The organism is Aliivibrio salmonicida LFI1238 (assembly GCF_000196495.1).
Classification (GTDB): domain Bacteria; phylum Pseudomonadota; class Gammaproteobacteria; order Enterobacterales; family Vibrionaceae; genus Aliivibrio; species Aliivibrio salmonicida.
Genome location: NC_011312.1, coordinates 1,812,882 through 1,834,019 on the forward strand (window position 1 = coordinate 1,812,882; position 21,138 = coordinate 1,834,019).

13 protein-coding genes, 1 tRNA gene and 2 pseudogenes are annotated in these 21,138 nt (G+C 39.3%); 8 read left to right on the forward strand and 8 right to left on the reverse strand.

The genetic code is table 11. The annotated features are described in order from the left end of the window. Positions 1 to 29: 29 nt before the first annotated feature. Both VSAL_RS24180 and VSAL_RS23395 read right to left on the reverse strand, forming a co-directional pair. Positions 30 to 5,291, reverse strand: a pseudogene (locus tag VSAL_RS24180) (VCBS domain-containing protein); the annotation flags it as partial. Then, positions 5,251 to 8,409, reverse strand: coding sequence for a retention module-containing protein (locus VSAL_RS23395; protein ID WP_148234222.1), 3,159 nt, complete (start codon positions 8,407 to 8,409; stop codon positions 5,251 to 5,253). The pseudogene VSAL_RS24180 and the gene VSAL_RS23395, both read right to left, overlap by 41 nt. 222 nt (positions 8,410 to 8,631) lie before the next feature. Between VSAL_RS23395 and VSAL_RS09045 the strand changes: the two genes are divergently transcribed. Beyond that, complete coding sequence (locus VSAL_RS09045) at positions 8,632 to 8,982, forward strand: DUF2750 domain-containing protein (RefSeq protein WP_012550323.1); 351 nt, start codon at positions 8,632 to 8,634, stop codon at positions 8,980 to 8,982. Between the two features lie 114 nt (positions 8,983 to 9,096). Here VSAL_RS09045 and glpQ read toward each other — a convergent pair whose 3' ends face one another. Together glpQ and glpT are read right to left on the reverse strand one after the other, a co-directional pair. After that, complete coding sequence (glpQ, locus tag VSAL_RS09050; protein WP_012550324.1) at positions 9,097 to 10,155, reverse strand: glycerophosphodiester phosphodiesterase; 1,059 nt, start codon at positions 10,153 to 10,155, stop codon at positions 9,097 to 9,099. Between the two features lie 123 nt (positions 10,156 to 10,278). Beyond that, entirely contained in the window at positions 10,279 to 11,643 is a 1,365-nt protein-coding gene (gene glpT / locus VSAL_RS09055; protein ID WP_044583267.1) for a glycerol-3-phosphate transporter, read from the reverse strand. A 233-nt stretch (positions 11,644 to 11,876) separates the two neighbouring features. On the opposite strand from glpT, the gene tnpA reads away from it, so the two are divergent. The 5 genes and pseudogenes from tnpA (at position 11,877) to VSAL_RS23860 (ending at position 14,415) form a co-directional block, all read left to right on the forward strand. Further along, the gene (tnpA, locus tag VSAL_RS09060) at positions 11,877 to 12,191 is read left to right on the forward strand and encodes an IS66 family insertion sequence element accessory protein TnpA (RefSeq protein WP_012548925.1); all 315 of its coding nucleotides are present in this window, start codon (positions 11,877 to 11,879) and stop codon (positions 12,189 to 12,191) included. After that, complete coding sequence (gene tnpB, locus VSAL_RS09065) at positions 12,188 to 12,535, forward strand: IS66 family insertion sequence element accessory protein TnpB (protein ID WP_012549126.1); 348 nt, start codon at positions 12,188 to 12,190, stop codon at positions 12,533 to 12,535. The genes tnpA and tnpB overlap by 4 nt, the downstream gene beginning before the upstream one ends. Positions 12,536 to 12,606: 71 nt before the next feature. Next, positions 12,607 to 13,970, forward strand: a pseudogene (locus VSAL_RS09070) (IS66-like element ISVsa2 family transposase); the annotation flags it as partial. After that, the gene (locus VSAL_RS24245) at positions 13,953 to 14,093 is read left to right on the forward strand and encodes a transposase domain-containing protein (protein WP_340638889.1); all 141 of its coding nucleotides are present in this window, start codon (positions 13,953 to 13,955) and stop codon (positions 14,091 to 14,093) included. The pseudogene VSAL_RS09070 and the gene VSAL_RS24245, both read left to right, overlap by 18 nt. A gap of 124 nt (positions 14,094 to 14,217) precedes the next feature. Next, on the forward strand, positions 14,218 to 14,415 hold the full coding sequence (locus tag VSAL_RS23860) for a hypothetical protein (RefSeq protein WP_231850822.1): 198 nt from the start codon (positions 14,218 to 14,220) through the stop codon (positions 14,413 to 14,415). 163 nt (positions 14,416 to 14,578) lie between these two features. Here the strand turns inward: VSAL_RS23860 and VSAL_RS09080 are convergent, their stop codons facing one another. Beyond that, positions 14,579 to 15,199: an inovirus Gp2 family protein gene (locus tag VSAL_RS09080; protein WP_012550326.1), complete on the reverse strand. Its 621-nt coding sequence runs from the start codon at positions 15,197 to 15,199 to the stop codon at positions 14,579 to 14,581. A gap of 833 nt (positions 15,200 to 16,032) precedes the next feature. Between VSAL_RS09080 and VSAL_RS09085 the strand changes: the two genes are divergently transcribed. Further along, positions 16,033 to 17,223 carry an IS91-like element ISVsa9 family transposase gene (locus tag VSAL_RS09085; protein ID WP_012549022.1) on the forward strand — a complete coding sequence of 397 codons (1,191 nt, stop codon included), beginning with the start codon at positions 16,033 to 16,035 and terminating at the stop codon, positions 17,221 to 17,223. A 282-nt stretch (positions 17,224 to 17,505) separates the two neighbouring features. On the opposite strand, the gene VSAL_RS09090 is transcribed toward VSAL_RS09085, so the two are convergent. Then, positions 17,506 to 18,747, reverse strand: coding sequence for an integrase domain-containing protein (locus VSAL_RS09090; RefSeq protein ID WP_012550328.1), 1,242 nt, complete (start codon positions 18,745 to 18,747; stop codon positions 17,506 to 17,508). A gap of 185 nt (positions 18,748 to 18,932) precedes the next feature. Then, positions 18,933 to 19,008: transfer RNA gene (locus VSAL_RS09095), tRNA-Val, on the reverse strand. 199 nt (positions 19,009 to 19,207) lie between these two features. Here VSAL_RS09095 and VSAL_RS09100 point away from each other — a divergent pair. Continuing rightward, positions 19,208 to 20,116, forward strand: coding sequence for a cache domain-containing protein (locus VSAL_RS09100; RefSeq protein WP_231850823.1), 909 nt, complete (start codon positions 19,208 to 19,210; stop codon positions 20,114 to 20,116). On the opposite strand, the gene VSAL_RS09105 is transcribed toward VSAL_RS09100, so the two are convergent. Next, a complete protein-coding gene (locus VSAL_RS09105) occupies positions 20,106 to 21,062 on the reverse strand; it encodes an IS30-like element ISVsa7 family transposase (protein ID WP_012549047.1) in 957 nt (318 codons plus the stop codon). The two genes, VSAL_RS09100 and VSAL_RS09105, sit on opposite strands and share 11 nt — an antisense overlap. Between the last annotated feature and the right edge of the window lie 76 nt (positions 21,063 to 21,138).

Consider the following 21,138-nt stretch of genomic DNA (forward strand, 5'->3'; position numbering starts at 1 on the left):
AGAACCGTTTCAACATCATCAGCAACACCAGTAATCTTAATCGTAATAAGAGAATCAGTACTCTTGGCTCCATGATTATCTTCGACGACAACGCTAAAGAAATCACGTTCAATTTGTTCAGGTGTCAACGTTTGTACCGCAGGATCTGCGTTATCTAATACATAAGTCCATTGGCCTGTCGCTTCATCTAATGTTAACCAACCATAAGTTCCTTTAATCGTGATAGAGCCATTATTTGCATCACCATCTTCATCGGTACGCTTATTACCACTCTCATCTACTAAATACCAAATATGCGTATCACAACTGTCTGGGTCATTCACTTGTAGTTGGCCTGAGACTTCAAGGATATCATCTTCAATTACCTCCCCCAGCTCACCGAATAATGGAGAATCAACTGCAATTCCTGGTATATCATTCGTCCCAACAATGGTCACATTAATAAGAACCGTTGATGTTGTACCACAGCTATCCGTAACCGTTACTGTCCACTTCTCAGTAACGCTCTCACCTTCGCACAATGAGTCGACATAAGGCTGAGAGTCATCAACATCATAAACCCAGGTACCATCAGAATTAACGACAAGATCCCCAAATAAACCACCATCAACAGAAGATGCTCCTGAAACACTATTAATAGTACAACCAGAAGGTAATCCTAAATCGCCAGCAGTTATTGAACCACTTCCATCACCACCAATAGGGTCTCCATTCGCGTCCACACCTTCTTCTTTTGCTTCAATATCAATAATTTCATCATATGAGCCACCACCACCTCCATCAGGATCCGTATTTCCCTTAACAGTAATAGTGACTTCAAACGGTTCAGATACACCACCGTGCGTATCCGTAGCCGTAACCCAGAAAGAATCAATCCCAATCTCATCAAAATTAAGTGCATTAGTATCTGGATCAAAGTTATCTAACAAATAGGTCCATTGCCCATTTTCATCAATGGTTAATATTCCATATGTTCCCGATCCATTTTCAACCTGCCAGCTGACTACCTCATCACCTAAATCGATATCATCAGCAATTACATTACCGGTTACTTTCGTAAATTGACCATTAAATTGGCCATCTGGAACAAATTCGTAAGCATCTTCAATGACCGTTGCAGAGCTATCACCAGAAACGACAGGTTTATCATTCGTGCCCACAATAGTAAAATCGATTTGCTCTGTAGTAAAACCACCGTTAGAATCATGCACAACAGCAGCAAAAGTTTCAGAGATGGTTTCCCCTTCATTTAAAGACTAAATCGCCGTCGAATTTTTATCAATTTCATAACGCCATGAACCGTCAGCTTCAAGATAAAACGTACCATAATTACCTACGTAGGTTCGAACTTCAAAAGACGTTGCATCTCCAGCATCTACATCTGTGGCAATCAATTGACCAGTGACAATATCTGTCGCTTGATCTTCTTTATACTCTCCAGTTGCTCCGCCTGTAATTTCAGGAAGATCATTAGTACCTTGGATTGTAATAACAATATCATCAGTCGAAGACTCTCCCATTGAATCCGTTACGGTTACCGTAAACGTCTCTGTGAAAGTATCATTAGGACCAAGTGCTTGAACAGCAGCGAGAGAGTTCATTAATATGTAAGTCCATCGACCACTTGAATCCATGGTAAGCGAACCGTATTGCCCAACTCCGTTATCCAGGTTCCACGCATGAATGTCACCAACATCAGGATCTGAACTGTTTAACTGACCATTAATAGTAGTTGTTTGATCTTCGATTACGGTTCCAGATAATGCGCCGCTTAATGAAGGGGCATCATTCGTTCCTTCAATTGTTATTTCTATTTCTTTTTCAGACACTTGACCAAATGAATCCGTTACTTTTACGGTAATGGTATCAACGAGCTCTGCACCTTCTTTTAATCCATTAACGGTATTGTTACTGTTATTGAGGATATAGGTCCAATGACCACCATTATCGAGAGTAAACTGACCATATTGACCTGCCGAACCAATAATCCCCCATTCTAGGGTATCCATTGAATCCAAATCACCAGACTGTAAATCACCTGATATTTCGTTTGGAGCCGTATCTTCTTTTATTTCACCAGTCGTATCACCAATAATGCCAGGTGAACTGTTGGTACCTGCAATATCAATAACAACTTCTATTTGGCTCGTGCCACCTTCACCATCATCCACTTCAACAATGAACTTATCTTGAACAACTTGCCCAGATGAGATACCTATCGTTGCCGGTCTTGAATTGTCTAACTGATAAGTCCACATACCAGTATTAGGATCAATACTTAATGAACCATAGATACCATTAGGAGTAAGCGTTGACCATGCATGGTCATCTAAGTGATCGATATCAACTGCCGTTAATTCACCTGTCGCGATGTCTTTTCCTGTCGTGCCTTCAATCGTGCTGCCTGTTGTTGCTCCCGCAATTGATGGTAGATCATTATCGCCAATAACATCGATCGTAATTTCTTTAGAAGTAGAAGCACCAAAACCATCCGTAACAGTGACCGTAAAGGTATCTTGAACTTTTTCCCCTTCAGATAAAGACTGTACTGAATCTTTATTGTTGCTCAGAGTGTAGGTCCACTTCCCATTAGGATCTAATGACAACGTACCATATGAACCAGTACTTGAATCCAAGCTCCATGTATAAGTATCACCAATATCTTGATCATCAGGGTACAGTTGTCCATCTATTTCAGTAATAACGGAATCTTCTTCGATAATCCCAGTTAGCTTACCTGATAATTCCGGAACATCATTAGTACCTTCGACCGTAACAGTAACGGTAACTGTATCTATCGCGCCATATTGATCTTCTACCTGAATAATATATTTTTCAGTCTCAACCTGACCAGAAAGTAATCCTTGCGTTGTACTTAGCGCATTATCAATTGTATAAGTCCATTTACCATTTTCATCTAAAGATAATGACCCATATACCCCTTGTGCATCGCTTAATAATGTCCACGTATGTGTATCGGTTATATCAACATCACCATCGGTTAATTCACCAGAAACAGAGAGAGCATCATCTTCAGTAATTGTTTGAGTATTAACACCACCAATATCGGGAATATCATTCGTCCCAAGAACTTCAACGGTAATCATAATGGCATTAGTTCCGCCATGTCCGTCATCGACAATAACAGTAAATGTTTCAAACTCTTGTTGGTTTTCTGCTAGTGATTGTGTATCTGAATTTAATGGATCCAGTGTATATAACCAATTGCCATCGGCATCGACAGTCATATTACCGTATTTACCAGCGCCCCCACCATCAACAACCCAAGTATGGGTATCAACAAAATCAACATCGACAGCAGTTAATGCACCAGTTGCTGTGGGAATAATATCTTCGACGGCAGTGCCTGTGGTTCGACCCGTGATAACAGGACGATCATTCGTCCCTTCAATTGTAATTTCAACAGTATGTTGTGCAAAACCACTATTTCCATCGCCCACAACGACAACAAAACGTTCAACAACGCTTTCTCCAGCAGCGAGAACTTGCGATTCAGTTCCATTAAGCGTATATTTCCACTTACCTGTAGCTGAATCTACTGAAAAACTGCCTAATTTCGATTCAGAGGCCCCAATCACAAACCAATTATGCACATCGGATAAGTCAACATCATCAACCGTTAATGTATCTGAAATAGTTAAAATCTCGTCCTCTTTAACGGTTCCGGTATCATTACTGTCGACAACACTTGGTAGATCATTGGTCCCTTCTAATGAAATAATGATTTCTTTTTGATCGGTGCCACCTTGTCCATCATCAACCGTAACAATAAAGCGATCTTCGGCTGATTCTCCTTCTGCGAGCTGTTGGGTTTCGTCTAAGGCATTGTTAATGGTGTAAGTCCATTTACCGTTTGCATCTACCGTAATTGAGCCATAAGATCCTGCATCTGGTTGAACGTCCCATGTATGAGTATCTGACAGATCTACATCATCAACAATTAATTGACCTTCTGTTGTTTCAATCGCATCTTCTTTTACTGAACCCGACGATTGCCCTGATAATTCTGGCTTATCATTCGTCCCATTAATTGTAATTTCAATAGTTTCTGTAATAACACCACCAGCACCATCACTTAGTTCAACGGTGTAATATTCTTTTATTGGTGCATCTCCAGCACCTAAAGATTGGGCTGCATAGTTATCTAAGGTGTAAAGCCAAATACCAGTACTTGCATCTAATGTGAATTTGCCATAAGTCCCAGTATCTGAGCCAACGATGTCCCAATTAAACGCACTCGTCGTATCTTCATCTGATGCCGTTAATGTTCCCGTTGTCGTTAGTATTGTATCTTCTGTTACTGCACCGACAACATCGCCTCCAATCACTGGGACACCATTCGTACCAACAACCGTGATCACGATTTCGATGGTATCTGTACCACCTTGGTTATCATCCACAGTAACAGTAAATTTATCTTCGACACTTTGACCTTCGGTCAATCCTTGTGTTGCTGCTAGTGCGTTATCGATGGTGTAAACCCATTTACCCGTAGCAGGATCTATCGTAATTGAACCGTAAGTACCCGTATTACTACCAACACTCCAAGCGTGAACATCTATGAGATCAACATCATCAACAGTCAATTGACCTTCTGCCTCTGATTGTGTCGTTGTATCTTCTTTTACCGTTCCGGTAGATTGTCCAGAAACAGTAGGGTCATCATTAGTACCTGTAATCTCTATTGTGATCGTTTCGGTTGTTAACCCACCCTCACCATCATCAACTTGAATTTGATATTCAACAGTATGTGTTTCACCATTTGCTAAAGCTTGAACTTGCGCAGCGGTATTATTAAGGGTGTATTCCCATTTACCTGAGCCGTCAGCATTAGTCGAAACGACAATAGAACCATAAGGATCTGTATTTGATGAAAGTAATGTCCAAGTATGCGAATCTAATGTGTCCACATCATCAACAAATAAATCGCCACTGGTGCTAAGTGTCGTTTCTTCGACAACAGCACCAGAAATGATAGATGAACCTGAAACTGCTGGTGCATCATTGGTGCCCGTCACTTCAACGGTGACGGTATGTGTGACAGTCCCGCCGTTGCCATCATCCGCAACGATTTCAAACGTTTCAGTTTTGACTTCACCATTCGAAATGGCTTGCGTTCCCGCTAGCGTATTGTCTAGTGTGTAGGTCCATTTGCCCGTCGCATCCACTGCCAATGAGCCAAAGACACCTGTACCATCCGTCACTGACCACGTGTGTGTATCCGTAACATCAACGTCCGTTGCATCCAATTGACCTGTCGCTTCGGCCATCGTTCGAGCCCGTCACCGTGATCGTGACTTCTTGTGTGTCTATTCCGCCGTGATTGTCTTCCACTTGAACCACGTACACGATATCAAGGGTTTCACCCACTCCTAACGCGATAACACCCGCTGATGCAGCGTTTAAATTAAATGTCCATTTACCATCGGTACCTACAATAAATGTACCTAAATCATCATTTGTGTTTGCTTCAACTGTCCACGTATGAGTGTCTAGTGTATCGACATCTTCAAGGACTAAATCGCCGGCCGCACTTTCTGTTGCTCTGTGCTCAACCGCCCCTGCGATCACTGACGTATCGGTGATTTCAGGTAGATCGTTGGTGCCCGTTACTTCAACGGTGACGGTATGTGTGACAGTCCCGCCGTTGCCATCATCCGCAACGATTTCAAACGTTTCAGTTTTGACTTCACCATTCGAAATGGCTTGCGTTCCCGCTAGCGTATTGTCTAGTGTGTAGGTCCATTTGCCCATCGCATCCACTGCCAATGAGCCAAAGACACCTGTACCATCCGTCACTGACCACGTGTGTGTATCCGTAACATCAACGTCCGTTGCATCCAATTGACCTGTCGCTTCGGCCACCGTATCTTCAACAACGGAGCCCGTATCGGTACCACTGATGGTTGGGCCATCGTTCGAGCCCGTCACCGTGATCGTGACTTCTTGTGTGTCTATTCCGCCGTGATTGTCTTCCACTTGAACCACGTACACGATATCAAGGGTTTCACCCACCCCTAACGCGATAACACCCGCTGATGCAGCGTTTAAATTAAATGTCCATTTACCATCGGTACCAACAATAAATGTACCTAAATCATCATTTGTGTTTGCTTCAACTGTCCACGTATGAGTGTCTAGTGTATCGACATCTTCAAGGACTAAATCGCCGGTCGCACTTTCTGTTGCTCTGTGCTCAACCGCCCCTGCGATCACTGACGTATCGGTGATGTCAGGGAGATCATTGGTGCCTGTAACATCAATAGTAACCACTTGAGTTGCTTGAGCACCGCTGCCATCAGTAACAATAATTGTAAATGTATCCGTTTCAGTTTGGCCTTGTGATAACGATTGAGTTGCAGAAAGCGTGTTATCTATTTTATAAGTCCACTTACCATCAGCATCAACACTAATAGAACCAAATGCACCAGTATCAGGCGCCAGTACAGACCATGTTGCCGTGTCACCTAAATCAACATCCGCAGAAGATAATGATCCCGATGCTTCTTCTACTGTATCTTCAACAACGGAACCAGTACTTATTCCACCAATAATTGGGCCATTATTTGAACCCGTTATGGTTATCGTCACTTCTTGAGTATCAATTGCACCATTATTATCTGCCACTTGAACAACATAAATAACATCAATTGAATCCCCCTCACCAAGAGCAAGAAAAGCGGCGGCAGCTGAGTTTAATCCAAAACTCCATTTACCAGTACTATCGACATTAAACGTACCTAAATCAGCATTACTGTTTGGTTCAACCGTCCATGTATGGCTATCTAATGTATCCACATCTTCTAAAACCAAATCACCAACAGCATCAATACTTACTTCACTCACATCCCCAGAAACCACTGATGAACTGGTTATTTCAGGCGTATCATTTGTACCTGTAACATCAACAGAAATAGTATGAGTTACAGTGCCACCTTTTCCGTCATCTACAACAATTTCAAACGTTTCCGTTTGTGTTTCTCCACTAGAAAGAGCCTGAGTCGAAACTAAGCCATTATCTAAGCTATATGTCCATTTACCAGACCCATCGATAGTGAGTGAACCGAAAACGCCCGCACCATCAGAAACGGCCCACGTAATTACATCACCCGCATCAGGATCAACGGCATCTAATTGGCCTTCAGCAGACGCAATAAGATCTTCAACAACTCGTCCTGAGCTTGTACCACTAACGACGGGATCATCATTGGTACCAGTAATCGTGATCACAACTTCTTGTTGAGCTATGCCTCCGTTACCATCATCAGCCTGAATCGTGAATGTTTCGGTTACCGTTTCTCCGGCACTTAATGCTTGGGTTTCATCACGAGAATTATCTAATGTGTATTCCCAAACACCATCATTAAGAGTTAATACACCATAAGTTGCGTTACCGCCTTCGACAATTGACCAAGTGTGGGTATCTGAAGCATCTATATCAGTAACGATTAAGGTTTCACTCACCGTTGAGTCTGCGTCTAACACATCCCCTTCAGTTAAGTTACCAGTAGAAATACCAGAAATAATAGGTTCATCATTTGTACCAACAATGATTACACTAACTTCTTGAACACTGCTTAATCCATTACTTGACGTAACAGTGATCTCAAAAATATCAGTAATAACCTGACCATTAGCTAATGATTGAACAGAGAGTGCGTCATTATTAAGTACATACTCCCACGCCCCCGTTAACTCATTGATAGATAATGTACCGAACTCACTCGTTGTATTGCCATTAATTGTCCATGTGTAGACTTGGCTACTTCCCGCATTAGACACAATAAGTTGCCCGCTTGCTTCAGTATCAACATCTTCAACCGTGAAGCCAGGAGTCTGCCTTGTAACATCCGGTGTTTCAGCTTGAGAGCTTGAGTCATTACCACTTAAATTATCTATTTCATCTTGATTGTCATAAGAAAAGGCATTTGACGTCGTAAAGTTAGTGGTCGCGATCGAGGAATAGTAGGCGTAATCAATACTAACAAACCCATTGTTAGCAGAACCACCCCCTTCACCCGCAGCGGTTGCTTCTAGAATTTCAGTAGGATCTTCTCCAGATAGAATGGCGGCTTGAATCGCAGCAACATCGACATTATCCGCCGATTGCTCTGGATCAACGTTAATAGCACCATCCACTTGCTGAACTTTTAATGGATCATTTTCTTTTGTTTCATCAAGACAACTGACGCAGTTTTTATCGATGGTAACTAATTTACCATTAATTTGAACCACGACTTTGGCATTATAAGGAGTAAACAATACTGAATCACGATCAATGTTTTGACCAACAGCTACTTTTGTTGGTACACCGTCTTTATTCAGTGAATAAGCTTCACCTTCTATTGTTTTTATTTCTATTTGAGAAGGAATAACTGTTTCTTTCATGTAACCACCTAAAATCCATTTAACCGCATCAACAAATTAACTTTTACTTTAGTAGTTTAAGCATAGAATAAAAATTCACAAACACCCAAAACACTAGCTAGTTAATTTATTGTTATAAAATTATTAACTGATAGTTTTATAACATAATTTTTTCTAAATTTAAGTATCAAATTTCTCATAATCCTTTATTCTTTACGTGTTTATTTTAATCGAGACATCATCATGAGCAAATTAACGTCAGATACTCAAGCAAACCTAGATCTTTTCATTGCTGAAACAAAAGAAACTCAACTAGTTTGGAGCCTTTATAACGATGAAGGTTGGATTTCTGTTGAATCTACTGAATTTGAAAACGCTGAAGTAATGCCATTTTGGTCGAACAAAGAAGATGCCGCATTTCATAATGTTGAAGAATGGGCTGATTTTGAAGTCACAGAAATCCCACTAGATATCTTCGCTGAAGATTGGTTAGTGACTTTATCTGAAGATGGTGTTTTAGTTGGTACTAACTGGAACCAACAACTTGAAGGTAAAGAAATAGAAGCGACTGAGCTTGCAAAACTATACCTTTAATCTACCACTTATCATTTGATAGGTAGTAAAAAGGCAGTATTTATTACTGCCTTTTTTGTGCTTACTCACTTTAGAGCACGTTATAAATTCAAAACAACCACCAATGTATATTAATCATTGTTTGTCCAAAAATTTCACCGCTTTATCTGGATAATCCGTAAATACCCCATCGACTTTCACTGTGTTATAAAACACATCTAGCATATTTTCAAAACTCGTCGCGTAAGGTGCAATACGATCAGGTTCAGCACGGAAAGTAAATGGATGAACCACCAATCCGGCCTCTTTAGCTTGTTTCATTAATGGCTTGATAATAATGTTATCTTTGGTTGATGCATCGTCAACTAACATTGGTTTCCAAGGACCAATTCCATCAGCGTAAGCGGCAACTTTTTTCATTCCATCCGACTTAAACATCCAATCGTAACTGTAAGGCTGTGCGAGCTCACCATTGTACGTCATAGTTTCATCCCAATCCGTATAGGCAATCAATTGAACGAGTTTCAAATCCATATTCATGGCTGGTAATAACTCATCATTAATTCGTTTTAGCTCTATCGGATCAAAAGATTGCAGATAAATTTTGTCGTCTTTGCTGTCGTAACCGTAATCTTTTAATACTTTTAACACCGCTTTACTGATGTCTTTCCCTTCATGCCGATGAAACCAAGGTGCTTTAATTTCAGGATAGAGGCCAATGTCATACCCTAATGTTTGATTTAATCCTTGGATCAATTCAATCTCTTCAGCGAAAGTAGGCACTGTGAAGCTCGATTTCCACATAGGAAAGCGAGCTGGGTAGCCAGCCACTTTATTCCCTTTATCATCAACGTTAAAACCTTCTGTTACGCGTAAGCTTTTTATCTCTGCCAATGTAAAATCAATCGCATAATAACGACCATCATCACGAGCACGATCGGGGAATCGTTCAGCAACGTCAGTCACACGATCCAAATAGTGATCATGCAACATCACAAGTTGATCATCTTTAGTCATGACAACATCTTGTTCGATGTAATCCGGTTTCATCGCATAGGCAAGCGTTTTTGCTTCCAAGGTATGCTCAGGTAAGTAACCCGACGCTCCGCGATGTGCAATAACAAGAGGATCTGCGTGAGCCAATGCAGAACAAGCCAAAGTGAGAATTGAAAAAGTGAGAGCTTTACGTTTCATTATTTAATCCTTTAAAGCCCCCTACAACGGTAGGGGGAAAGCCATTATAATTTAGTTACTGATAATCACAGTTTGTGTATACAAAAACTAAACTCATATAACTTCATATTTATGATGTTTTGATTACGATATCGTCGCTTGCTCTTTGTCTTTCGCTTTATGATGTGCACGCTCTCCTAAGAAGGCGTAACACAAGCACATGATAGACAACACACAAGAAGCAACCAGAATCATAAAGCCACCATCCCAACCAAAGTGGTCTACGGTATAACCTAATACAATGTTTGCGGTAACGGCACCACCAAGATAACCAAACAACCCAGTAAGGCCAGCCGCAGTACCTGCTGCTTTTTTAGGAACAAGCTCAAGTGCATAAAGGCCAATAAGCATCACAGGGCCATAAATTAAGAACCCAATAGCCACTAATGCAATCATATCAATCGTTGGATTTCCCGCAGGATTAAACCAATAAACTAATACCGCAGCAGTTACAAGCACCATAAATAAGATGCCAGCAGGTGCACGACGTCCTTTAAATACTTTGTCTGAAATCCAACCACATAACAATGTACCTGGGATACCAGCCCACTCATATAAGAAATACGCCCAAGATGATTTATCAACGGTGAAACCTTTCGCTTCTTTTAAATACACAGGAGCCCAATCAAGCACACCGTAGCGAATCAGATAAACAAACGCGTTTGCAATCGCGATAGACCAAAGCAGCTTATTATTGAACACGTATTTAAAGAAAATCTCTTTTGCTGTCATCTCATTTTCATGAGACTTATCGTAATCATCTGGATAATCATTTTTGTATTCTTCAATCGCTGGTAAACCACAAGATTGAGGCGTATCACGCAATGTAGCCCAAATGAAAACAGCAACTAACGTGGCAAAAATGGCTGGTACATAAAATGCTGAGCGCCAATCGTCGTTAAATGCCCAAAGGCCCAATAAGAAAAGAGGACCAATTAACCCGCCCCCCACATTGTGTGCAACGTTCCAAACCGAAACCAGTTCACCACGTTCTTTACGTGACCACCAATGCACCATCGTTCGACCGCATGCAGGCCACCCCATGCCTTGAAACCAACCGTTCAAGAATAATAAAATGAACATTGCCGTAATACTGTTTGTCGCCCAAGGCATAAAACCAAAGCAGAACATAACAGCGGCAGACATCAATAAGCCCGCACTGAGAAAATATCGAGGATTAGAACGGTCAGACACACTGCCCATTAAGAACTTTGACAGCCCATAAGCAATAGATACCGCCGCTAAAGCAACACCAAGATCCCCACGGCTAAAACCTTGGTCAATCAAATAAGGCATTGCTAAACTGAAGTTCTTACGAACTAGGTAGTAACCGGCATAACCGACGAAAATACTGAGGAACAATTGCCAACGTAAGCGAGTATAGGTGCCATCTATCTGATTAGAAGCGAGGCGTGCTATATGCGCTTGGGGTTTAAATATACCAAACATAGTTAACTCCGTTATTATATTTGCGATGGTGAACAACATAAAGCTCGAACAATCAAATAAAACATTTCGTTCGAAAGTGATGCGCATTATGATGTTCAAACGAATCTATTTCTGTGACAAATATTACAAATTGACTAATTAGTTTATTTAATGTAAGCGTGCGGGGAACTACACCTAACAAATAAAATTCATTATGCGTATCTTACGATCTTTCATTTAACGAGAACGTAATTATGCAAAAAGATAAAAAGAGAACACCAGAGCAATGGCACGCTCTATTTGAATCTCAGCAATCTAGCAAGCTTAGTGCCGCTGAATTTTGTCGTAACCATAATATTCTGCCAAAGACATTTAGTGCACGTAAAGCACGATGGAAACAAAAGATTAACGCTTCTACTTTCTTGAAAGTAGAAGCGTTAACATCAACTATCATCGCCACTCCACAATTACCAGATATTCAACTTTCTATCGGAAAATTGCGATTAACATTGCCAGCTAATACTGAACCTCACTGGATAGGACTCTTATTAAAAGGGTATCAATCATGAATGTATTTACTGATATTTCCACCATTTATCTTCATCGTGATTTTGTCGATTTTCGCAAGGCCATTAATGGCCTTGTCGTGATTGTTGAGCAAGAAATGCAACTATCACCGTTTAGTGATGCTCTATTTATATTTTGCAATAAGCCTCGTGATAAACTCAAAATATTGTATTGGGATAAAACAGGATTCGCTTTATGGTACAAGCGATTAGATGAAGACCGCTTCAAATGGCCACGAAATATAAATAACGATACGTTAGCATTATCAGAGCAGCAACTGACACTGCTATTACAAGGTTTTGATATCTTAGGACATCAACCGGTACATTATCAAACAACCCTTTAAATAGTTGATTCTCAGTCAAGAATAGGAGGCAACCGATTGATTACCTGTATTATCGTTATATAGTCATCTACATGACTGATAAAATAAAACCACTTCCTGATACCATTGACGAGCTGAAAGCACTTGTGCTTCAGCTTGAAAATAAATATAACCGTCTTCTAGAGCAATTTCGGCTGGCTCAACATCAGCGCTTTGGTAAAAGCAGTGAATCTGACTCGACTCAATTTGATTTATTCAATGAAACAGAAGAAGAAATCATCATTGAAAATGATGACACACAAACGATTACCTACACTCGTCAAAAGCCAAAACGCCAACGCTTACCTGAAGACTTACCGCGTACTGTTATTATCCACGACATAAAAGATAAAACTTGTAAGTGTTGCGGTCTAGAGATGCATGCGATGGGTAAAGACATCAGTGAAAAGTTGGAATTTGTACCAGCTAAAGTGGAAGTTATTCAACATGTTCGTCCTAAATATGCTTGCCGAAATTGTGAAAAAAACAATACTTCAGTAGACATTAAACAAGCCCCAATGCCAGCGTCACCAATCCCTAAAGGGATTGCGACCGCAAGTTTACTTGCTCAAATTATTACGGCTAAATTTCAATACAGTCTTCCACTTTATCGTCAAGAAACGTTATTTCAGCAATGGGGTATCATTATTGGACGGCGAACGATGGCGGATTGGTTAATAAAATGCTCGGTACTATTTACCCCTCTTAATAACGAGTTACATCGTATTTTGCTTGAACAACCCACTCTGCATTGTGATGAAACAACGGTAAATGTGTTGGATGTTGAAAAAGCAAAATGTTATATGTGGGTCTACTGCTCTGGCTATGATTCTCCAGGCTCTGGTGTTTTGCCTGGAATTGTACTTTATGATTATCAATCTAGCAGGCATGGCTACCATCCAGTTAACTTTTTAAAAGGTTATAACGGGTATTTACATACCGATGGTTACCAAGGTTAGAACAAACTGAAGCGATTTTAGTTGGCTGTTGGGCACACGCACGTCGACGATTTATTGAGGCTCAACGTGTTCAAGTAAAAGGGAAAACAGGGAGTGCAGATTGGGTATTGAGTAAAATCCAAAAGCTATACCGGATCGAATCGTTATTAAAAGAGGCTTCCCCTGAAGCCAAGTATGTTGCTAGGCAGACAGAAGCCCGCGATTTACTTAAAGAGCTCCGTGATTGGCTTGATAGCGCAGTTAGTCGAGTATCACCTAAAACAAAATTAGGTGAGGCGATTAGCTATACATTAAATCAATGGGATAAATTAGTTCGTTATATTGATGATGGATTGTTATCTATTGATAACAATCGAGCAGAGCGAGCGGTTAAACCGTTTGTTATCGGCCGGAAAAACTGGTTATTTTCGGGTTCAACGGCTGGTGCAGATTCAAGTGCAATGCTTTACAGCATTGTAGAAACAGCAAAGGCAAACGGATTAATCCCTTACGATTATATTAGGTATTGTCTAGATCGTTTATGTGTTGGATCGCCAGATATCGATTCACTTTTACCTTGGAATGTAAAAGACAAGGTGTAGTTCCCCGCACGCTTACCTAGCATTACTTGTCACCACCTCATTCAGTACCGTTGCACAGACGGATGGATTCAGTATTAAATATAAAAATATAGATACTCATTACGGTACAAGAACAAAGCTCTTTGTGACTTCTCATTTTGATGATGTTGTGATTAATAAAGTTGAAGTTAATCGAGGTAATTGTTCTTTAGCTTGGCCTAAAACCCCCACAGTTAAAGTAAAGAAAGATAAATACAGTCAATCGGATGATTTACTAAATAATCTCAGTAACCCTGATTTCAATCCGAACAAGAGCAACGCTAAGGCTCAAGGAACAACATAGCATCCTTATGAGCCTGTTAGGTTAGCGTTCGGACAAACAACAGGCTACGTAGCTACCAGCGTCTGTAACGTCATTGAAATTACTATTTCATCCAGTGAAGGGGATTATCGCTTTACTGATTAGCATAAGAAAAGAAAGGCGGTAATGCCTTTCTTTTTTTATTTCATTTACGACTATAGTCGAAGTTCCTACTACCGTTGCCATAACGTTTTGTTGCCTTTTTTGCAAAATAACTTAAGCGATAGAAAAGGTCATCATACTGCGCTTTATAATTAGAGTCTGTTTTATTCAGCGTATAGGTTGCATGATCTGGATAATAAACAGCACCGTCTATATCAATAATATGAACCCCTAATGCACTAGCCCATGCTTGCCTTATTCTTGCCGCAGTATTTCCTTCTTTCGCTGTAAAATACCCAAGATGACTGTAAACATTTCCATTAAGAAATACCACAATGTGATAGTGAGGATGATTAGAAGAGTCTTGTTCTTTTACCCATATAAACCTAGGTGTAGATTTTCCTCTCTTCTTTTTATTTAAGTCAGCACGAATGATGGCTTTAAAAGAAGCAATAAATTTAGAAATATGGTTATTTTCAACTACGGTATAACCTTCAGGGTAGCGTAAATCAACACGCATAGCAGAAGTTCTAGGGTACGCATTCAAAGCCAATTTAATAGTTTCATCAATTTTGATTAAATACTTTTCATCTAATTCACCATGACCCGTTTGTACTCTCATACCTTGAAAGGTATTTATTAATTTTCCTTTGTTATTTCCCATTGTTTTTTACCTATGATTATTTAGTTCATAGGTACAATGGTTACTGTTAATTATTGTAGTTATGATTACGATGCATTAGATAGAATAAATAAACTATATAATATTAATAACCGTAACTATGATAACAATTAAAACTCACTCAACCATATAAACTACCTAGCTTAACCATAAATAAAAAGTGTGAAAATAACTCTGTAAAAACAATATCTCAACTAGATTTCTATTACATATTATTATTGATATTAAAAACAAGCTTAGACTCTATCCCTATACTTAACCGAGACAATGCCTGCACCTCCTGCTATTGATTCTTTAAATATAAAACATAACAAAAAACATCTGTCTTCTTTAATAAAATTTACATTCTAACGGTAAAAAAAGAGTTCTTAAGCGATAACCATGTATTCAATCCGTATTGATTTACCACTCATACTAAACAAAAACTTAGATTTGACCACACTAAAACCCTCAAAAAAACCTTATTTTAACTCTTTAAAACCTCTATTATCAGACGAAAATCACAGTAATTAACTACCTAGTTACTACATAATTACTACAACAACCATTCACTGCATTAAAGTTATGATATTAAAAACGACAAACTTAAGAAAGATTAGATGTTTTGAGAAGAAATGCTCACTGGCTATAAATAAAAAAGAAACCACTTACGATAATGCTGATATAGACTTCCGATTAAATAATATAAATAATTTGTTTTTAGATTTAGAAAATCATCCAAATATAAATGTAAATGGAACAATAGGCGCCTACGGCGCAAATCAAAAGGACTCAACCTCTTCCATTGTTGCCAATAAATCGTTTATCCTATCGCCATGCACGCATATAAACCCCTGAAACAATTATTTAATAGTCAAAATAACTGGCTTAAATTTCTTCATAATAACAAAGCTAACCTAAGAGCGGTCGTGATTGAAAATGTCACAAAGATGCTGTCCTGTGGGACAGCGGCTTTTGGCTCTCGCGAATATCATTGTTGCAACCCTGACTGTACCCATATCAAATATATTCACCAAACCTGTAAATCTCGAGCGTGCAGTAGCTGTGGCATGAAAGCCACAGAGCGATGGATACAAAAGCAACAACATGTCTTCCCTGAATGCGAATATCAACACATCACCTTTACCCTTCCAAACACGCTATGGCCTATCTTTCGTCATAACCGTTTGTTAAATAAATTATTCAAATGTGCTGCAAACATTCTGCTGGGATGGGCAAAAGATAAAGGAATAGATGTCGGTATCTTTTGTGCTCTTCATACTTACGGTCGAAAACTGAATTGGAATACGCACTTACATTTATCGGTCACTCGTGGGGGAATTTGTGAACGTACCGGTTTATGGAAACCCATTTACTTCCAAATGAAAACGACAGAGCCTTGTTGGAGAGCGGCTATCGTCAGTTTATTGGGTAAGGCTTATGATGAGCTTGATTTATCAAGCGAAGAATGCCCCTATATCCATAATAAAACGGATTGGTCACGCTTTTTAAGCAGTCAATATAATCGTCGTTGGAAGCTTCATTTTGCTAAAAAGACAAATAATGTAAAACCGACGATGAACTATCTTGGTCGGTATTTAAAACGGCCCCCGATTTCAGCGTCACGTTTAAGTCATTACGCCAAAGGCGGAATGATAACGTTTAATTATTTAGACCATCGAACAGGAACAACAGACAGCCTAACATTATCACCAGAAGAGATGATAAGACGGATAGTAGAGCACTATCCTGATAAACATTTCAAGATGATCCGATACTACGGTTTTTTATCAATGCGTCGTCGTGGAGAAGCTCTGCCTAGAGTTTATGCAGCTTTAGGTATGACAATAGAAGCTGAGCCGAAAATGCCAGGGTATGCCGCAATGTTAAAAGGATATGTAAAAGTAGATCCGTACGAATGTATTTTATGTGAAAGTCGTCTGGTGTTTACGAATTTCCGAGTCGGAAATTCGGTCAATGATTTAGTCACCCATGCGATAGTTCAGTCAGAATTGAGGGCAGCATAATAAGGTTTGTAGGATAAGTGTATCTAAAACTCATGAAATAGGGCTAAAACAGTTATAAAATCCCCGATAATTATATTTTCGATACCTTTTAAAAAAACAGCGATGGTGAAATTGGCTTTTTTAGACGGGCCAATGCTAACTCAGCAACATTCAAATTCCTTACCTTAAATATAAAGATATTATGTCTTAATATCTTTTTAAAAGAGAGTGTCACTTCATAGCAAATTTAACTATAGAAATGACACTAATCATAAATATATTAAAAGATCTACAACTTTAAAACTAACCTACAGCCTTAAGACTCTTTTTCCCACTCATAGACAAACTACCAGTAGCTGCCTCTTCAATATGATTGCTCCACCACGCCATTAGAACCTTACGTCGTTCAAGGTAGTCTGTGCGATTATAAGCACTTCGAACCTTATCTCTATCAACGTGAGAAAGTGCTGCTTCAATAATATCCGAATCGAAGTTTTGTTCATTTAAGGTAGTACTAGCTAATGCTCGTAGGCCATGAGAAGTTTGTCTTCCCTTAAATCCCATTCGAACCAATGCTTTATTAGCTGTTTCTTTATTTATGTGATTTTTATTACTTTTATCAGCAGGGAAAAGGTATTCACTCTCACCTGTAATAAAATCAATCGTTTCTAATAAATCTAATGTTTGCTTTGTTAATGGGACGGTATGTACTCTTCCCTTCTTCATTCGTTCAGCAGGGATAACCCAAAGCATTTTTTCTTTGTCTATTTCATTCCAGCGCGCACCAGCAGTCTCGGCTGGTCTTGTCATTGTATGAAGTTGCCATTCTAACAAACAGCGTGTGATAGGCTTAATAGATGCGTAATTAATCGTTTTTAACAGTTCTGGTAGATCTTTAGGATCTAGCGATGCCTGGTTAGTAACTTTTGCAGTTTCAAACGCTTTCCCAATACCAGCAAGTCTATTATGTTCGATAACGCCAGTGTTCACCGCAAACGTCATGATCTCGTTTAAATTACGACACAATCGCCCTACCGTTTCTAACTTACCTTGGTTCGCAATTGGCTTAATGGTTTTTATGGCTTGTGGAGCGGTAATGTCACCAAGCGGGAGTTTACCAAGATCAGGTAAAAGGTACTTCTCTATTCGTTGTTTTAATTTCTTAGCTGTTTGTTCTTTAATACTTGTTTTCTTTACTTCAAGCCAGTCATCAAATACCGCTTGTAAGGTATTAGATAACTCTAGTTGTTTTTCACGAAGTGTATTATCTCGATGCTCTTTCGGATCAATACCGTCGGCAAGTATCTCTCTGGCTTCAATTGCTTTACTTCTTGCTTTAGCAAGTGAGATATCTGGATATTTACCTAAAGCTAAATTAAGGCGTTTTCTTGTTATTGGATGATAATAAGAAAAGCGCCATAACTTAGTGCCTATTGGTTTTACCTTTAAAGATAAACCATCACCATCACCTAGGTTATATTCTTTATCTTTTGGTTTTGCTTGTTTAACTTGGGTCGCCGTTAAGGGCTGTACTTTTATAGCCATTTGAACCTCTGAAGTAACCTCGAAAGCACACAATTTTAAAAAGGTTACTTCAGAGATTACTTCAAACCGTGGATTTTACAAGACACTAATGGACGCTTACGGACACCAAAATAGCTAAATGATTGATAAAACAAGGAATTACAGGCACAAAAAAGCCCACACTAGGTGGGCTCTTTCGTATAATGTGGTGCCCGCTACTGGACTCGAACCAGTGACACCTTGCATGTCATGCAAGTACTCTACCAACTGAGCTAAGCGGGCAAATCGTTAACTGGGAAGTAATTAACTTCGCCTTGAGAACGAGAGAGATAATATCTACTTCAGTAAAAATCCGCAAGCAATATTTTCAAAAAAAATGCCAACTGGCTAGTAAATAATCGATGCGATTAAAATCAGAACACCTTGATACATAACTACTTTTAAAATACAATCGCAAATACCGTTAAAAGGACATTTACTCATGCCAACCAGTCGATTTCATCGCTTTGCATTTTTACAACCTATTGCGATCTTACTCCTTGTTGGTATCGCCATCATCTCTTTAACTTTTAGTGTGCAAAGTTTTCAATCAGTCGAGAAGACTATCCGTACATCCTCATTTCAAGCCTTTAATAACTCCATTGAAGCCAGTTACGATATTATTGATACCGCATTAAACGAATCCATTCGACGCTACTTAAAAGGCATTGTGACAACCTCTGCTGAATTTATTAATGAAATAGAATCATCATCCTCTTTAACTCAGCAACAAAAAAATGAGCTAATCCAGACTTACATTAATAAAAGCAAAATTGGCGCAAGTGGCTACCCTTACATTTTAAACTCAAAGGGTAAATTATTGTTCCACCCTATTTTTCAAGGGCGAGACGTTAAACAGTACATTCATATTCAAGAACAAATTAGTAAAAGTGATCACTTTGTTGAGTACTTATGGACAAACCCTGGTGAAGCAAAACCACGAAAAAAAGTAACCTATTCTGTTTATTTAAAAAACATTGATTTTATTGTCTCAGCCAGTGCTTACAAAGACGAACTGCTTCATTTTATTAATAAAGATATTTTAAAAGGTAAACTCGATAAATACCAATATGGCAATACGGGGTATGTTTATGTTATCGATTTAGACGGTAAGCTTCTCCTTCACCCTAATTATGAAGGTGACAACATTGAAAGCCTCATTGGTTCTCACGCAATAGGGTTACTAAAAAAGATCCAGCAATCAGTACATAGTTATAATTTACAAATGAATCAAGTGCCTAATACTTCACCCACCTCTCAACGAACCACTTACGTTGAAAGTTATTCTTATCAAATTAAGATGAATGGCAAATCTTATAAAAAAGATGTCTTATTCATTGCTAGATCGTAACAATAACCGACACACTCTTACCGTTTAAAAACTCGCTCGGACTCAGAAAATTTAATGTCTTTCTAGGTCGAGAATTAATCAAAAACTCTGCCTGTTTAATCTCTTTTGCAGTAAGTTCTCCAATGGCCATTCCCTTTGGGAAAAAACGTCTTAGTAAACCATTGGTATTTTCATTCAAACCTCGTTGCCAAGAATGGTAAGGTTTAGCAAAATAAATGTCACAGTTCAGATGCTTAGCTATCTTAGCATGACCTGCGAACTCTCCGCCATTATCAAATGTGATTGTTTTGCAAAGCTCTTTAAAGGGCTTCATCATGCGATTTATCCCGCGAGTAACGGCCTTTTTGGATTTATTGCGTACTTTGCACGTAACTAATAGCTTAGACACTCGTTCTACCATCGTTACTAAATACCCGTCTTGACCATAAACAGTGTCACCTTCCCAGTGACCAACCTCAGATTTATCATCGACAATAGCAGGGCGTTGAGATATATCAATGCGGTTAGGAATGAGTCTTGCTCCTGCTTCTACACCTTTGCGTTGTTTGTATTTTTTGCCTTTTCGAGCAAGCATCCTTTGCCACTGCTCTCTTTTAATTGCGTTGTAAATAGTACTGCAACATATTGTATTTTCTATTTTTTCTCTACGCATTCGTCCAGATATTTGCTCTGGGCTCCAACCAAGCTGAAGATATAGGTGAATTATTTTTTTATTCTTTTGGCTGCATTTTGTGTGCTTAATCGAAAGTGTTCTTTTTTGGAAAGCGTGTTTATGCGCTTGCTCGGCAGAATAGCTTCCAGCAGGACAACGTCGTAGTTCCTTTGAAATGGAGCCATTGCTCCGTTTTAATTTTTGTCCTATTTCACGAGCAGAAATACTATGTGTATTCCACGCTTCAATCTGGTATCTTTCACCTAGTGTCAGTTGCTTATATTGGTATCCCATGGGGTTACCTTAGTTGATTGTGTGAGAGCTTGAAGCTTATAGGCAACTGACTCTCAAATCTATACCAAAGTGTGTC

What these genes read in the sequence shown, in the direction of transcription:
- VSAL_RS23395 (WP_148234222.1), bottom strand. Translation starts at nt 8,409, where the DNA reads ATGAAAGAAACAGTTATTCCTTCTCAAATAGAAATAAAAACAATAGAA.
- VSAL_RS09080 (WP_012550326.1), bottom strand. Translation starts at nt 15,199, where the DNA reads ATGGGAAATAACAAAGGAAAATTAATAAATACCTTTCAAGGTATGAGA.
- tnpB (WP_012549126.1), top strand. Translation starts at nt 12,188, where the DNA reads ATGAATGTATTTACTGATATTTCCACCATTTATCTTCATCGTGATTTT.
- VSAL_RS09085 (WP_012549022.1), top strand. Translation starts at nt 16,033, where the DNA reads ATGCACGCATATAAACCCCTGAAACAATTATTTAATAGTCAAAATAAC.
- tnpA (WP_012548925.1), top strand. Translation starts at nt 11,877, where the DNA reads ATGCAAAAAGATAAAAAGAGAACACCAGAGCAATGGCACGCTCTATTT.
- VSAL_RS09045 (WP_012550323.1), top strand. Translation starts at nt 8,632, where the DNA reads ATGAGCAAATTAACGTCAGATACTCAAGCAAACCTAGATCTTTTCATT.
- VSAL_RS09100 (WP_231850823.1), top strand. Translation starts at nt 19,208, where the DNA reads ATGCCAACCAGTCGATTTCATCGCTTTGCATTTTTACAACCTATTGCG.
- VSAL_RS09090 (WP_012550328.1), bottom strand. Translation starts at nt 18,747, where the DNA reads ATGGCTATAAAAGTACAGCCCTTAACGGCGACCCAAGTTAAACAAGCA.
- glpQ (WP_012550324.1), bottom strand. Translation starts at nt 10,155, where the DNA reads ATGAAACGTAAAGCTCTCACTTTTTCAATTCTCACTTTGGCTTGTTCT.
- glpT (WP_044583267.1), bottom strand. Translation starts at nt 11,643, where the DNA reads ATGTTTGGTATATTTAAACCCCAAGCGCATATAGCACGCCTCGCTTCT.
- VSAL_RS09105 (WP_012549047.1), bottom strand. Translation starts at nt 21,062, where the DNA reads ATGGGATACCAATATAAGCAACTGACACTAGGTGAAAGATACCAGATT.
- VSAL_RS24245 (WP_340638889.1), top strand. Translation starts at nt 13,953, where the DNA reads ATGCTTTACAGCATTGTAGAAACAGCAAAGGCAAACGGATTAATCCCT.